This is a genomic window from Blastopirellula sp. SH421, from assembly GCF_057808535.1.
The window spans coordinates 1,991,221-2,005,514 of sequence record NZ_CM173712.1 but is presented as its reverse complement, the minus strand read 5'-3'; the positions used below and the strand labels follow the sequence as shown (position 1 = coordinate 2,005,514).

Genomic DNA, 14,294 nt, shown 5'->3' with positions numbered 1-14,294 from the left:
GCCAATTTGGCGGCTCTATCTTTTTCTTGGACCTTACAACACCGTCAACGTCGGCATCGGCGGGCTCGCCGCAGCGCTGGCCGCCAATCCACGCACCAAATTCTGGCAAATCGCCTGAAAATGAGGAGCGGTCAGCTCATCTTGCACTACCTGCGGGGCTGCGCCTTGATCTCCCTTTTCGCGGATCGAAATCGTGATCGGAACATCGCCCAAAAACGGCACTTGCATGTCGGCCGCTTTTTGCTTGGCGCCCCCTTTGCCAAAGATATCCCACTCTTTGCCGGTATCAGGACAAATGAAGCCGCTCATGTTTTCGACCACCCCTAGGACTGGGATCTTTACCGTCTTAAACATGGCGATCGCCTTCACCGCGTCTAGCAGCGCGACGTCTTGCGGCGTACAGACCACCACGGCGCCGGTCAGCGGCAACAACTGACTCAAGGTCAACGCAATATCACCGGTCCCCGGCGGCATGTCGATGATCAAATAATCAAGCTCGCCCCATGCGGTGTCGCGCAAGAATTGCGTGATCGCGCCGTGCAACATCGGACCACGCCAGATCACTGCGCGCTCTGGCTCTACCAAAAATCCCATCGACATCACTTTGACGCCGTCGCGCTCGAGCGGAGCAATCTTCTTCTCAGCAAGCAGTTCAGGTCGACCACTCAATCCCAATAGATGCGGTACGCTGGGACCATAGACGTCCGCGTCCAGCAAGCCAACTTTTGCACCAGCGTTCTTCAGCGAGTAAGCCAAGCTGGTTGCGATCGTGCTTTTGCCGACGCCCCCTTTGCCTGACCCGACGGCAATCACGCTGCGGACGGTCAGGCCGACCTGGCCAATCGCTTCGATCTTGCGGTGATGTTCGGCCAGATTGACTTGAATCTCTTTTAATTGCGGCAACTCGGCGCGAAGCAAATCGATCGCTTGCTGCCGGGTTTCTTCCCACAGCGGCGCCGAATGCGTCGTCAGTTCTAAGGTGAACGCCAGATTTCCGTCCAGCAGATCAATCTCTTTGACCTGATCGGTCTTCGTCACAGGGCGCCCCGAGTAGGGATCGGGCAACTTTTCAAGCACGCGAATGACATCTGGAACTTGCGTTTGCGAATCGGACATGCAAATTTACTCCGGCCTAATCAGCTATTCAGGTTGTTTCGGCCCACGGTAGCGAGCGCCAAATCGAATCGATTGGCGTTGCCGCAGGATGTTCAGGAAATTGAGCCTGGCGACGTCGCACCAGACGAATCAAAGGGTCAAGCCGCCAACGGCCGATCTGCACCCATGCGGCGCCTGCCTCGTAGGCGGTGACCGCCAAGCTGCGATCGACTTCGGACAACAGCACCACGAAACGCAGATCAGGAAACGTGCGCTGCAATTGAGCCGACGCTTCTAACAAGCGTGCAAATCGGATCGCGTCGCATCCCTCCGGCGCCGCAATCGCCAAAATCGACGCCGGACTGGCGCGAAATTGCTGGAGCCATCGCTCGGGACTACGAGTTTCCTGAATCGGCAGATCGCCGGCGGCCGCTTTTAAAGCGACCCCCCAGCGGCCATCGGTCTCGTGTAACACGCATATCGATCGTGGCGGCATTTGATGTCTGGAAATTATGGTAAGTTCGGAGGTATAGGATGACAACCCGACGCAATTCTAGTCGTCGCTGGGCGAAACGTCGGATTCGCTCGCTTCTAATCGACGATGAAGCCGTGCTCGCGAGACGCCCAGCAGTTCGGCCGCCTTCGATTTGTTTCCTTTGGTTTGCTCCAGAGCCCGGCGAATTAGCTCTTCTTCGACTTGGGCCAAAAAGGCGTCCAATTGGATCGGTTCGGCCGCTTTGGCGGAAAACCGCTTCGCCTCTCTGGCATGGCGAATTTTTTTCGGCAAATGCTCGGCGTCGACCCAGACGGTATCGGTCGCGGCGGCCGCTTCGGCGATTACCGCCGCCAGTTCGTCAATGTTGCCGGGCCAATCGTAGTCCAGCAGCGCATCGGCCGCATGTTCGGTCAGTCCGCGTAGCTGCCGAGCTCCCTCTAGGTTGTGCTGCTCGACCAGCGCTTGAGACAACAGCGGAATATCCTCAGGGCGATCACACAGCGGCGGCAACGAGATCTCGATCGTTGACAACTGATACGCGAGATCCTCACGAAACTTTCCCTGCGTCGACAACTGAAGCAGCGACAGCCGCGCCGTCGAGACGATCCGCAGATCCATGTCGATCAATCGCAGCAAATGAAACAGTTCGGACTGCGCGTCCCCCGGCAATTGATCGGCGTCCAACAAGATCAACGCAGCGTTAGACGCGTCATCCGCCTCTTTACACCGCCGAACAAACGAGCGGACCGAGCTTTGAATCAATTCTGCGTCCATCAGTTCGCCGCGAATCGAAATCACCGGGCCGCTCCCTTCACCATGCAGCGCATAACAAACGGTCCGTGCGGCGTGCTCTCGTCCGCTGCCTGCCGGCCCAAAGATCACCACCGGCAATCGGGTGGTCGCAGACAACGCAATCTGACGACGTACGCGGCGGATCGCGGCGCTCTCGCCGACCAGGCGACTTGTCGCAAATCGTTTGCGCCAACTCTGCCGCCAGACGCGCAGTTGATCATGCCGGCGATCGGCTTGGGTCCCCTCCCCTGCCCCGACCTGCGGATAACAGATCGCCAGTGCGCCAAAAGCGCCTCCTGCATACTGGAGCGGCGAAAACTGGACGCTGAAAGCGGTCGCTGCTCCGGCGCTGTTGTTTAACGTTAGCGGAACTTCGGCAGGTCGCCCCAAAAAAACATCCGGCGGCGGCGCCAGATCGGCCGCTTGTTGCTCGCGGGGGGGCAGTTGACCGGCGGCATGATAGACGCATTTCATCCCTAACAACGCTTCGGCGTCGGCGCCTAGTGCGGCGCGACACGCGTCGTTCAAGTAGGCCAAATGCTGATCTTGATCGATCGCGTAAACCGGATACGCATGATCGTTCAAAATTTGGGCCAACAAGCTGGCAGGTCGAGTACGTGGTCGCGCCATGAAAAAAACCAGTTTCTAGGATTCGCAGAACAGAAGTTATTATAGACGCTGCCGCCGCAACTCGGCTGGCCCTCTTTTGCCGCTTCGATATGATGGAAGCGCCAGTATTTTGTCGAACTACTCGAGAAAGCCCCCTTATGACGTCGGACGTCGTCGCGCTGCTGCAACAGTTGATTCAAATTCCCAGCGTCAACCCCATGGGCCGAGACGTCCAGGGAGAGATCTACTTGGAGGCGCGGCTCACGACATTTCTCGAACAGTACGTCGCCGACTGGGGCTACTTTTGCGAGCGGCAGCATGTCTCGGATCAGCGTGAAAATTTACTGGTTGCAACGGTTGATCTGTCTCAGTTGCCGCCTGACCGCCCGATCTTGATGCTCGAAGTCCATCAAGACACCGTCCCGGTCGACGGCATGTCGATTCCTCCCTTCGCCGGCGAGATCCGTGATGGTCGCGTTTACGGCCGCGGCTCGTGCGACATCAAAGGGGGGATGGCCGCAATGCTGATCGCGATCTCGCGGTTTCGCCAGCTTCCGCTCGATAAACGCCCTGCCGTCGTGTTGGCGCTAGCGGTCAACGAAGAACATGGATTCTCCGGCGCCAAACGGATGACGCAAAGTTGGACCGCAGGAGAATCGAAACTGCTGACCCGACCGCCGGCGGCGATTGTGGTTTCGGAACCGACGCTGCTGGATGTGGTGGTCGCTCATAAAGGAGTCGTCCGCTGGAAATGCCATGCCCACGGAATCGCCGCGCATAGCAGCAATCCAAAAATCGGCGCCAACGCAATCTATCGCATGTCAAAAATTATCAACGCGCTAGAACAACACGCGGACCAATTGCCCGGCACGATCTCGCCGCTGATCGGCGGACCAACGCTTAGTGTTGGAATCATCAGCGGCGGCGTCAGCGTCAATACGGTCCCCGATCATTGCAGCATCGAAATCGATCGCAGGCTCGCCCCCGGCGATAACCCACTAGCAGCACAACAAGCGGCGATCGACTTTGTAGCAGCCCTGCTGGACGATCCCGATTGGATTTCGCATGACGCGCCATTTATCATCTCCCCCGGTTTGGCGCCCGCTCACAATCAAGAGCTGGCCGCGTCGCTCATCGAAACCTTACAGCAATGCGGCGTTGCCGCCCAATCAATCGGCGTCCCTTACGGAACCGATGGCGCGATCCTCAGCCAAGGCAACGTCCCCACCGTCGTCTGCGGCCCCGGCGACATCGCTCAAGCCCATACGCACGACGAATGGTTAGCAATCGAGCAATTGGAAAAAAGCGTCGAAGTCTATGAGGCGTTCTGCCGACGGTTTTAAGTCAGGACCGGACCTCCGCAATTTTTTTTTATCGCACAACAAATCACAAAATTGGGTGGCCCAGCCAGGCTGTTCAAGCCTGGCTGGGTTGCGTCAGCAACAAGATGCCGCGCCATGCGGTCGCAATGTTTTTTAACTTCCTCCTTCTGAGACATTCATCCCAACGGTGGGTTGCGCAAACCGGTGGTTTGTAGAGCGGACCCTACGTCGAATTTTTTTCTTGCCGCATTGAAGCCATGCTCATTCGGCGAAGACGCCGTAAGAGCCGAGGCGCCGGGATTTGCGCCGGACTGGACCGTCGTTTTTTTTGCCGCCTGGCGCTGGAATCGGTCGGTTGCTTCAACCTTGTTGGTCGTTTCGATCGTTCCAGGCCCAACGGGCCGACATAAAATAGCCCTGGGCGCTCGTCGCGGCAGCGACGGAGCCCTGGGTTTTTGTCACCTTATGTGACGTTGACGTTGGACATGATCTTCGAAATTACCGACTCAAACGTCAGCATTTTATTGGATTACGTCGCCCTAGGGCTGCGTCGCTCGGAAGCGACTTACCCTAGGCTATTTTATCTCGGCCCGTTGGGCCTGGATTTGGGGCCGCTAGTTGCAACGGGGGAATTGTTTTTCCTGCCGCGTTGAAGACATGCTCATTCGGCGAAGACGCTGTAAGAGCCGAGGCGCCGGGATTTGCGCCGGAGCGGACTGGACGGTTCCATTTTTTCTGGTGGGTCGATGCGATCGTTCCAGCGGTAGGTGGCGAAACGATTTTTGGTTGGTTCGTTCTTCTGAACGGAGCCCTCTTTGAGTAGTCGATCCCAGGTGGCCGCGAGTTGGGTGCCGTTCATCCCGCAATGCTTGCGGATGTATGTTTTGGTTGCTTGGCCTGGCGCGGCGCGCTGGATCGCGGCCTGAATTTTTTCTACGCGCCGCTGTTCACTGGCTTCCGCCGCCGCGGCCGCTGCTTCGACTTTCAGCGAATCGAGATCGCGCAGCGTGACGCGCCAACCTCGGCCGTTCGGATCTTGCAGGCGCCCTTCTTCGATATCAACGCCCCAAACTCCTCCTTGGCCGGCAGTTCCGCTGAGGGTCAGTTGCAACTGATGCAAGCCGCTGCCGGGTTCATAATTTTCGCGCCGCTGAATCAACATCCATTGCCGCGCAAAATCCAAACTCTCGGCAACATCGGTCGCCGCGCTGCACCCGCGGGGAATCGCTTTGCGCGACTGACAACACAAGATCGGCGTCGCGCCGGCCTGGATGCAACAGCGGGCCAGCGCGCGCAGCTGCTCGCCTTGTTTTCGTTTGCCGGTCGAGCTTAAACGAATCGCATCAATCACGACAACTTCCAATTGATTGCTACGAATCCAATCGACGATCGGCTTGATATTTTTTGGATCGGCGGCGTCGTCGATCGACAACGACCACATCATATTCGACAAATTACGGGGTTCTACGTTGCTTGCAGCGCTCCACCGCTGCGATAGATTGATCAGCGCTTGCCGCTCATCGCCGCTGCTGACAAAGCCAGCACGAAACGCGCGTTCAACGGCAAACTGCCCCAAAATTTTGCCGCCGCTCGCCAGCGCCGCGCAGAGATCGACGGCGATCGAAGACTTCATACTTTTGCTGGGGCCGACGATGACCGCCGGTTCGTTTTGCACAAACATCTGCGGCGCCAACCAACGCAGCGGCTCTTGCTGCTGGATCAATTCTTCCGTCGTTAGTGATTGAAAACGATGACTGCCGCTGCAGTCAATCGGCGTGATTTCGCCGTTGTGCGACAACAGTTCGGTCGCCGTGGGGCGCTTGGCGTATCGCTTCTCCAGGATTGTGGTGTACTGCTCAAATTTTTTGACTTGGCCCCCGCATTGTAAGACGTTGTCCAACACCGAGATCGCGCCACTTTCCATATAACCCAGGGGCCACATTTGGTCGATCAACGAGGCAAGTTCGCTACAGCAAATCCCGCGCTGCTGCAGTTTGAGCATCGCGGCGTAGATATCTTGGTGGTGTTGAAATTGGAAATATTCAAGGTTCAGCTTGGTCTTGGAAAACAAGTCAGGCCGAATCAAAACCGAGGTGAGCCACTGCGCTTCGACGATTTCGTCGCGCGTAAGATCGCGAGTTTGAGGGCCGAACGGCAGCGCCAACGGATCTGCCCGCAATCGCCGGATCCGCCCCCGAAGACTCTCGATGTTCATCGAGTTTTTCTCCGTGAAAAGGTAAGTGAAGTCAAAGTCTTAACAACAGCCAAATCGATCTTGGAGCTAGTCGATCCAAAATTAGTGCGCAACCTCCAGTGCTTTTTGAGTGGTGGGAGAGGAAAAGAAATAGAACACGGAGACCGCGGATGAAGAACGGAAAACACGGTAGGAATTAAGTCAAAAACGTTCACACTAGCCCGCAGCGCCAGCGAGGGAAAACGCTTGGCGATTCCAATCCGGATCGAACTAACCAGACAGATTCACTCGCTCGTACTTTTTGAGTTGTGGGAGAGGAGCAGAAATAGAACACGGATACCGCGGATGAAGGACGGAAAACGCGGTAGGAATTAAGTCAAAAACGTTCACACTAGCCCGCAGCGCCAGCGAGGGAAAACGCTTGGCGATTCCAATCCGGATCGAACCAACCAGACAGATTCACTCGCTCGTGCTTTTTGAAGTTGCGTTGTTTAACAGGTTCGTAAGAAATGGAACTCGGATACCGCGGATGAAGGACGGAAAACACGGTAGGAATTAAGTCAAAAACGTTCACACTAGCCCGCAGCGCCAGCGAGGGAAACCGCTTGGCGATTCCAATCCGGATCGAACCAACCAGACAGACGCTCGTACTTTTTGAAGTTGCGCTGTTTAACAGGTTCGTAAGAAATAGAACACGGATACCGCGGATGAAGAACGGAAAACGCGGTAGGAATTAAGACAAAAACGTTCACACTAGCCCGCAGCGCCAGCGAGGGAAACCGCTTGGCGATTCCAATCCGGATCGAACTAACCAGACAGACGCTCGTGCTTTTTGAAGTTGCGTTGTTTAACAGGTTCGTAAGAAATGGAACACGGAGACCGCGGATGAAGGACGGAAAAACGCGGTAGGAATTAAGTCAAAAACGTTCACACTAGCCCGCAGCGCCAGCGAGGGAAAACGCTTGGCGATTCCAATCCGGATCGAACCAACCAGACAGATTCACTCGCTCGTGCTTTTTGAAGTTGCGTTGTTTAACAGGTTCGTAAGAAACGGAACACGGATACCACGGATGAAGAACGGAATACGCGGTAGGAATTAAGTCAAAAACGTTCACACTAGCCCGCAGCGCCAGCGAGGGAAAGCGCTTGGCGATTCCAATCCGGATCGAACCAACCAGACAGATTCACTCGCTCGTACTTTTTGAGTGGTGGGAGAGGAAAAGAAATGGAACACGGATACCGCGGATGAAGAACGGAAAACGCGGAAAATACCGTGGGTAAAAGGGAATTGTGATGGTTTATGGTGATCGATTATTCTGCAACGTTTTTTTGACGCGTTACCTGGCGCGAATTGAGGGGATTTTTGTTTGGGTACATCCAACCGCGCCGGCGCCAGCACTGATTGTGTGAATACATAATACGTAAAGTCTTAGACTTTGTCAAGGCTTGTTTTCGTCATTTTATCCTGCCGGAGCAAGGCCCTACGTGGCCGCGTTAGAATCGGCGCATCATGGGGTGCGATGCAGAGTTGGGGCAATCTGGCAGGATGCGGCGCCGGCGAGAGAGAGGGCGGTTGCCGCGATTGGATCCCATGTCAACGTGATGTTGGGTGACGCAAACCCAGGGCTGCGTCGCTGCACGACGAGCGCCCTGGGCTATTTTATGTCGGCCCGTTGGGCCTGGATTTGAGGGCGCTAGTTGCAACGGGGGAATTGTTTTTCTTGCCGCATTGAAGCCATGCTCATTTGGCGAAGACGCCGTAAGAGCATGACACCAGGATTTGCGGCGGACTGGACCGTCGGATTTTTTTGCCGCCTGGCGCTGGAATCGGTTGGTTGCTTCACCCTTGTTGGTCGTTTCGATCGTTCCAGGCCCAACGGGCCGACATAAAATAGCCCAGGGCGCTCGTCGCGGCAGCGACGGAGCCCAGGGTTTTTGTCACCTCAGGTGACGTTGACGTTGGACATGATCTTCGAAGCTACCGACTCAAACGTCAGCATTTTATTGGATTACGTCGCCCTAGGGCTGCGTCGCTCGGAAGCGACTTACCCTAGGCTATTTTATGTCGGCCCGTTGGGCCTGGATTTGGCGAGTGAATTTGTGGGCGCGCTCGACCGTGGCAACGGTGGGTTGCGCAAACCGGCAAGGCGGTTGAAGGATGGTTGCTTTGGTTTCGGTTTTTGCTCCACCCACCCTACGCTGCTATGGTGGAATTTTTGTTACCGCGTTGATGACCAGGCTCATTCGGCGTAAGACGCCGTATGAGCCGTGGCCTCGGGCCTGCTTTCTGCTTTCTTCAACCCAGGCGCATAAAAAAACGGGACGCCGTTGCGGGCGTTCCGTTTTCTGTTGTGCGTGATTGTTTCGACGCGTCGATTAAAAGACGTCGAGCTCGAACTGGTGGCCGTTGTGATAGAGTTGGCCGTTCGGATAGTAGTTTTGCCACCCTTTGTTGTAGACCGGAATTCGCATTTCGGCCGGGTAGCGATAGTACAGACTCTCGCTGCTGCGGTAGTAGTCTTCGCCGTAGAAGTTCTGCGGGTAATAAACGTAGGGATAGTGGTAGAACCGTTCCCAGTCGTAAGTCCCGTAGGTACCGCCCCAGACGCGGCCAAAGGCGCGTTCGCCGGCGTCGGCCGATTGGGTCGCCGATAGCAATGCTGTCGCGACAATAAGTCCCAAGACGATGCGCTTCAACATCGTTTCTCCCCAAATACGTTAAGTACTTCCACGAAACCGAGCGCGGCCGACGGATGACGACGGTTACGCTACTCTATCTTTCGGCAGTTGAGGGAGCCATCGCTTAACGAAAATTCGCTAGAACCGGCACAATGCGACCGAATCGCATTGCGGCAGTTCTGGCGGTTGGGGGAAGATCAGGCCGCGACTACTGGGGAAATTTTCCCTCGATGATCTCGTCTTCCCAGTCATCCATCAGCGGCCAATCGACGGCGCAGGTGCCAAAATCGGCCATGTGCTGATACGATTCGAGCCGCGCGATGGTCTTGTCGAGCAGCGCGTCATCTTTGCGGAAGATCGGCCCATGGCTGGGAAGCAGCCATTTGACGTCGCTGGCGCGAATCCGCTGCAACGACTTAATGAAATCAGGAATATCGCTGCCGTGATGCGCGTCAATCGCGCCCACGCAGCCATCGCGATAGATGTTGTCGCCTGAGAAGAGCAAATCGCCCATCCGGAAACTAAGCTGGCTGTCTGTATGGCCTGGAGTGTGCCAGACTTCTAACTTCAGCTTGCCGACAGTGATGATGTCACCATCGTTGACCTGATGCTCAATTTGGACCGGCGGCATCTCTAGATGGATGTTTTGGGCGGCGATTTCGGCAAAGGTGATCAGTTTATCCCCTTGCTGCAGCGGCCCGACCGCCAAGGGATGGGACGTGATCGAAGTGCTAAGCGTCAGCTTCGCTTTGGAGAGACCTTGAATATGGTCGACGTCCGCATGCGTGGCGATCAACGTCTTGCAGTGGGACAACGGAAAATCAAGCTGACGGATCAGTTCGATAATCTCGTCGACGACTTCTTCGTAGCCGATATCGATCAAGATCCACTGGTTGTCATCAAAGATTAGATAAACGTTGCAGCCGAGCAAATGGCCCGCCTGAAAGTTCAGCTCAATCACATTCGGAAAAATCTCGCGCCGCGGCAGCATATGCAAGTCCTGACTATCGCATCGTCGGGTAAGTGTTCGATATCCTCAAATCTTACCTGGATCGACCCGAAAACGACAGTGAGTGATAGGCCTGCGACGCGTTTCTTACCTATTTGAGATAGGGTCGCAAAACGAAAACCGACCCGCGGGCCGTTAAGAAAGCCGGTGGTGGATCATTTGCGCCAAGTCGCGGACATGGATCGTCTCGGGCTTTTGCCCCATCCGTTGCCAGATCAGATTGGCGTCTTTCCAATCCAACGAGAGCTCTTTTCGATGCGCGAATTCACAAATCGAACCGAGGGCGGTTCGCTCGTTTTCGGCCGCAAAAGTCCAAATGTAAGTTTCGCCGTTCTTTTCGTAAACGACGGCATTTATCGCTTGATTCATGGCGCTATCTCCTCCCTGGCCTAAAAGCCTGTTCGCCTTACGCTGATCTGACATTTTGGAATCATTCGCGGCTCGGTCCTACGAATGGTTCAACGTCGGCATCACTCAGATCCTTGAGCAATGCGACTTTCTGTGAAAAAAGCCAAGGGGGAAATCACAGTTGTCGCAATGAAAGAATACTCCCGCTATTCGCGCAATCCAAGCGCAATTTGGGTACGGCTTCCCACAGCAATCCGCTAGATTGAAAAACGCCATGGTGGCGTTTTTTCAATCTGGCCAGGTTCAGAGCGGAGCTCTGCACTGCTCGCAAAATAACGACTTCTGTCGCTATTTTGGCGGCCCATCCATGAGACGCAGCCGTCTGTGATGCGGGGAGCAAACGTTCGCTTGGTTACGAACGACTAGCGGCGACGACGATGCTGCTGGAAAGCGGCTTCTAAATAGTCCAGCAAATCCGAGGCGATCAGCCCATCGCTACCAATGGCTTTGGCCGCTAAATCGCCGGCTAAACCGTGCAGATAAACGCCGAGTTGCGCCGCTTCGAATGCGGGAATCCCTTGCCCTAACAGGGCTGCAATCACGCCGGTCAGCACGTCGCCTGCGCCGGCTGTCGCCATACCGGGGTTACCGGTCTCGTTGGAGTAAACACGCTCTCCATCGGTCACCGTGGTGCGATGCCCCTTTAGGACCAGGACGACGCCGCTTTGTTTGGCCATGTCCGCTGCAACATCGGTCCAGCGGCCTTTGGGCAATTCGCGATCATGGGCCAAGCGACGAAACTCGCCGGGATGCGGCGTGAGCACACGCGGGCCGCCGGGCGAAGCTAGCGGATTTTCGCGCGCTCCTAGCGCATTGATCGCATCGGCGTCGACCACCATCGGCGTCGCCAGATCGCAATAGAGATCTTGGATCAAGAGATCGAGACCATGCGAGCGACCGAGTCCCGGACCGATCGCAACCACGTCCGAATATTTCGCCGCTTTGGCAATTTCGGTGCGTGCGTGCATCGGCAAACGACCGGCCCGGTCTTCGGGCAGTGCGATCGTCATGCACGACGCTTCAAACTGCGCGATGATCGGTTGGATGCTTTTGGGCGCGGCGATGGTGGTCATCCCTGCGCCGCAGCGCAGCGATGCGACGCCGGTCAGCGAGATTGAGCCTGACATGCCGGGCGAACCGCCGACGGCCAGCACGCGACCATAGTCTCCTTTGTGACTGTTGGTCTTGCGGGGGTGCAGACGCGGCAATGCGGGGCCAGCGTCAGATTTGCGTTGAGTCCGTTCCATCCTTGAATTCCTTGGGTTAGCGACGCCGACGCGTCGCAATGAGTCCGGCGTTATAGGCGGCTCGAAATCCGGCGTCGATGTTTACCACCGTGACGTTCGAGGCGCAACTGTTGAGCATCCCGAGAAGAGCAGCGACTCCCCCAAAACTAGCGCCGTAGCCAACGCTCGTGGGAGTCGCAATCACGGGACAAGCAAGATAGCCGCCGACCACGCTGGGGAGCGCTCCTTCCATGCCGGCGACAACAATCACCGCGTCGCAATCGGCCAATTCGCCGACCCGCTCTGGTAAACGATGGGGACCTGCTACGCCGACATCCTGGATTGTCGTCACGGCGACGTTCATCCACAGCAACGTCTCGCGCGCTTCTTCAGCGACCGATAAATCACTGGAGCCGGCCGTAATCAAACCGACCTTGCCGATTGTCTTTTCGCGGACCGCGCCCCAGCGAACGATTCGTCCGATCGGGTTGTAGACGGCCTCGGGAAATTCGGCCGCGAGAATTTCCCCTTTTTCAGCATCAATCCGAGTGGCCAGACATGCGAGGCCGGCCTGACGCTGACGCTGAAATATCTCGATGATCGTCGCGGCCGACTTCCCTTCGCCATAGACGACTTCGGGAAAACCGCAGCGTGACGCTCGATCAAGATCGAGCGACGCGCCGGAGAGTTGGGCCGTTTTGGCAGCCGGCTCCGGCGTCGCGAGTTGCGTGACTTGATCGATAAATTCGGGAAGCGAGACGCGTCCTGCGCGGAGCGACTTCGCTAGTTTTTCCATTTCGCTGCGGTTCATGAGAGTCATAATACCGCAGACGTTGCTCCGCGTTGAGGGTGGTATCAGCCGCCGCGCGGCTTCTCAGGCGTTTCTCCGGGGTCTTGTGAGCATTCCCACCCCAGTTTTCCGAGCCAAACTGCGTAAAATAGCAAAAATCCGGTCGTCAGCACGCCGGCTGGCAACACCATGTACTTGGCATATTTGTACTCTTCGCCCGAAAAATAGTAGCCCCCAGCGCCCAATACCAGAATCGCCAGAAAAATGGCCCCGGTGACCAAATAAAACAAAATCCATTTGTGCAGCTTGCGTCCTACCGCGGACAAGATTTCTCCGCTGTAGGGAATGATCGGCGAGCCTGAATCCAACAACGCGAGATAGAAGTAAGGGAATAGCACAAAGCTCAGCACCCCCATGGGCGCGGCCAACCAGGGGCTGATCAGTGAGCCAACTAACCCCGCAGGCATCAGCGCGAGGAGCAAAGCGACGACAAAAAAGATGGTCTCCATGATCCGCTCAAAGATCGGCGTCTCGGGCCATTCTAATTCGTTCACGCCGCTTGCGATCGACGTGGTGACATTCATAAAGGAGGAGGCTAGGTAAACGAGGACAACTGCGCCGGCGACCACCGTCAAAGTCGTGAACACAAAACTTTGAAAATAGGAGCTGAAGTCGATCGAGCCCTTGTAATGAATGATCGAGTTGAGGGCGAAGTAATAGATAATCGCGGTCCCAAAGGCCGAAACAATCCACCGCGTCAGAAACTGCAGATCAAAGAAAAATTTGAAGTCCGTCGCCAGCGCTTCGGACGAGAGCGACAGAGGATACTTGACGCGCGTCGAACGTGGGTCGTAGTCCTCGGGAGTCAAACTTTCACGCTTGGTGCTGGGCGGAATGCCGGTATCGAAGTCGTGCGCCGCTCCGCGATCCTCGCGTGATTTTTGATAAGGCTTATCCGCCAGCGTGTGGCGCTCTTGCTCGGCGCGTGATTGTCGTTCCGCCTCGGCAAAGTAGCGCGCCGCCATTTGCTTGGCGTCCGAGTCGTCGTGATCCGCTTCTTTTAAACTGTAGATGTCGTCGTCATCCATCACGACAGGCTTGGGAGGCGACTGCTTGGCCGCTAACTTGGCCACAAACGCCGTTTGACAGTCAGGACACATGACGCGCTTGCCCATGTCACGCGTTTGAATCGAGACGCGAGTATTGCAGACAGGGCAGACGACCGATTCGGTAGGGTCTTTGTCTTTCGAGCCGGTGCGAGTCACGCCGACGCCGCCAGGCTGCGGAACAAGCATCGCATGCTCGCAGTGGGGACAGACAAAGGACTCTCCGGCGGCCGAAGCGGCTGCTTGCAATGGAGCGTTGCATGACTTGCAGGCGAATTTCAAGATTTCCATAACTTGTCTCGACGTGACGCCTTCTACTGCCAAAAAAGTGGTCTGCGCTACCCTATCAAGCAGCGCCGGTAACTCTAGTCTACTTCTATCGGCTGGCGGCGGCGAATCCCTAGCGTTTGCTAAATATCAAACCAATCGCGGATTATGGTCCTTTATTCGCACCAAACAGCGTCATATTTCCGATAATCCCCGCCGGAACCGCTGAAGTCGCTTGCCGGAAGCGGCCTGAGGAACAAAAATAAGCCGTTTCGTCGAACATCACTAGCCAAGATAGGGA

The 14,294-nt window shown here is 56.2% G+C and carries 12 protein-coding genes; 2 read left to right on the top strand and 10 right to left on the bottom strand.

Annotated features, from left to right (window positions below):
* Positions 1-33 precede the first annotated feature (33 nt).
* From SH421x_RS08265 to SH421x_RS08255, 3 genes are all read right to left on the bottom strand, one after another.
* Positions 34-1,116 carry an Mrp/NBP35 family ATP-binding protein gene (locus tag SH421x_RS08265; protein WP_488854948.1) on the bottom strand — a complete coding sequence of 361 codons (1,083 nt, stop codon included), beginning with the start codon at positions 1,114-1,116 and terminating at the stop codon, positions 34-36.
* A gap of 28 nt (positions 1,117-1,144) precedes the next feature.
* Positions 1,145-1,570, bottom strand: coding sequence for a hypothetical protein (locus tag SH421x_RS08260; protein WP_488854947.1), 426 nt, complete (start codon positions 1,568-1,570; stop codon positions 1,145-1,147).
* Positions 1,571-1,648: 78 nt separating this feature from the next.
* On the bottom strand, positions 1,649-3,013 hold the full coding sequence (locus SH421x_RS08255) for an AAA-type ATPase lid domain-containing protein (protein WP_488854946.1): 1,365 nt from the start codon (positions 3,011-3,013) through the stop codon (positions 1,649-1,651).
* 137 nt (positions 3,014-3,150) lie between these two features.
* On the opposite strand from SH421x_RS08255, the gene SH421x_RS08250 reads away from it, so the two are divergent.
* Positions 3,151-4,335, top strand: coding sequence for a M20 family metallopeptidase (locus SH421x_RS08250; RefSeq protein ID WP_488854945.1), 1,185 nt, complete (start codon positions 3,151-3,153; stop codon positions 4,333-4,335).
* Positions 4,336-4,975: 640 nt separating this feature from the next.
* Here the strand turns inward: SH421x_RS08250 and SH421x_RS08245 are convergent.
* Positions 4,976-6,529 (bottom strand): AAA family ATPase, encoded by a 1,554-nt coding sequence (locus tag SH421x_RS08245; RefSeq protein WP_488854944.1) that lies wholly within the window; start codon positions 6,527-6,529, stop codon positions 4,976-4,978.
* A gap of 1,944 nt (positions 6,530-8,473) precedes the next feature.
* Here SH421x_RS08245 and SH421x_RS08240 point away from each other — a divergent pair.
* On the top strand, positions 8,474-8,761 hold the full coding sequence (locus SH421x_RS08240; RefSeq protein ID WP_488854943.1) for a hypothetical protein: 288 nt from the start codon (positions 8,474-8,476) through the stop codon (positions 8,759-8,761).
* Positions 8,762-8,884: 123 nt separating this feature from the next.
* Here the strand turns inward: SH421x_RS08240 and SH421x_RS08235 are convergent, their stop codons facing one another.
* The 6 genes from SH421x_RS08235 to SH421x_RS08210 all read right to left on the bottom strand — a co-directional run bounded on the left by SH421x_RS08235 (position 8,885) and on the right by SH421x_RS08210 (position 14,017).
* On the bottom strand, positions 8,885-9,208 hold the full coding sequence (locus SH421x_RS08235) for a calmodulin-binding protein (RefSeq protein ID WP_488854942.1): 324 nt from the start codon (positions 9,206-9,208) through the stop codon (positions 8,885-8,887).
* 187 nt (positions 9,209-9,395) lie between these two features.
* On the bottom strand, positions 9,396-10,178 hold the full coding sequence (locus SH421x_RS08230; protein WP_488854941.1) for an MBL fold metallo-hydrolase: 783 nt from the start codon (positions 10,176-10,178) through the stop codon (positions 9,396-9,398).
* Between the two features lie 153 nt (positions 10,179-10,331).
* On the bottom strand, positions 10,332-10,565 hold the full coding sequence (locus tag SH421x_RS08225; protein WP_488854940.1) for a hypothetical protein: 234 nt from the start codon (positions 10,563-10,565) through the stop codon (positions 10,332-10,334).
* A gap of 401 nt (positions 10,566-10,966) precedes the next feature.
* Entirely contained in the window at positions 10,967-11,851 is an 885-nt protein-coding gene (locus SH421x_RS08220; protein ID WP_488854939.1) for an NAD(P)H-hydrate dehydratase, read from the bottom strand.
* A 16-nt stretch (positions 11,852-11,867) separates the two neighbouring features.
* A complete protein-coding gene (gene larB / locus SH421x_RS08215; protein WP_488854938.1) occupies positions 11,868-12,641 on the bottom strand; it encodes a nickel pincer cofactor biosynthesis protein LarB in 774 nt (257 codons plus the stop codon).
* Positions 12,642-12,685: 44 nt separating this feature from the next.
* Positions 12,686-14,017 (bottom strand): hypothetical protein, encoded by a 1,332-nt coding sequence (locus tag SH421x_RS08210; protein WP_488854937.1) that lies wholly within the window; start codon positions 14,015-14,017, stop codon positions 12,686-12,688.
* Positions 14,018-14,294: the final 277 nt, after the last annotated feature.

What these genes read in the sequence shown, in the direction of transcription:
- SH421x_RS08255 (WP_488854946.1), bottom strand. Translation starts at nt 3,013, where the DNA reads ATGGCGCGACCACGTACTCGACCTGCCAGCTTGTTGGCCCAAATTTTG.
- SH421x_RS08230 (WP_488854941.1), bottom strand. Translation starts at nt 10,178, where the DNA reads ATGCTGCCGCGGCGCGAGATTTTTCCGAATGTGATTGAGCTGAACTTT.
- SH421x_RS08265 (WP_488854948.1), bottom strand. Translation starts at nt 1,116, where the DNA reads ATGTCCGATTCGCAAACGCAAGTTCCAGATGTCATTCGCGTGCTTGAA.
- larB (WP_488854938.1), bottom strand. Translation starts at nt 12,641, where the DNA reads ATGAACCGCAGCGAAATGGAAAAACTAGCGAAGTCGCTCCGCGCAGGA.
- SH421x_RS08250 (WP_488854945.1), top strand. Translation starts at nt 3,151, where the DNA reads ATGACGTCGGACGTCGTCGCGCTGCTGCAACAGTTGATTCAAATTCCC.
- SH421x_RS08210 (WP_488854937.1), bottom strand. Translation starts at nt 14,017, where the DNA reads ATGGAAATCTTGAAATTCGCCTGCAAGTCATGCAACGCTCCATTGCAA.
- SH421x_RS08245 (WP_488854944.1), bottom strand. Translation starts at nt 6,529, where the DNA reads ATGAACATCGAGAGTCTTCGGGGGCGGATCCGGCGATTGCGGGCAGAT.
- SH421x_RS08235 (WP_488854942.1), bottom strand. Translation starts at nt 9,208, where the DNA reads ATGTTGAAGCGCATCGTCTTGGGACTTATTGTCGCGACAGCATTGCTA.
- SH421x_RS08225 (WP_488854940.1), bottom strand. Translation starts at nt 10,565, where the DNA reads ATGAATCAAGCGATAAATGCCGTCGTTTACGAAAAGAACGGCGAAACT.
- SH421x_RS08240 (WP_488854943.1), top strand. Translation starts at nt 8,474, where the DNA reads ATGATCTTCGAAGCTACCGACTCAAACGTCAGCATTTTATTGGATTAC.
- SH421x_RS08220 (WP_488854939.1), bottom strand. Translation starts at nt 11,851, where the DNA reads ATGGAACGGACTCAACGCAAATCTGACGCTGGCCCCGCATTGCCGCGT.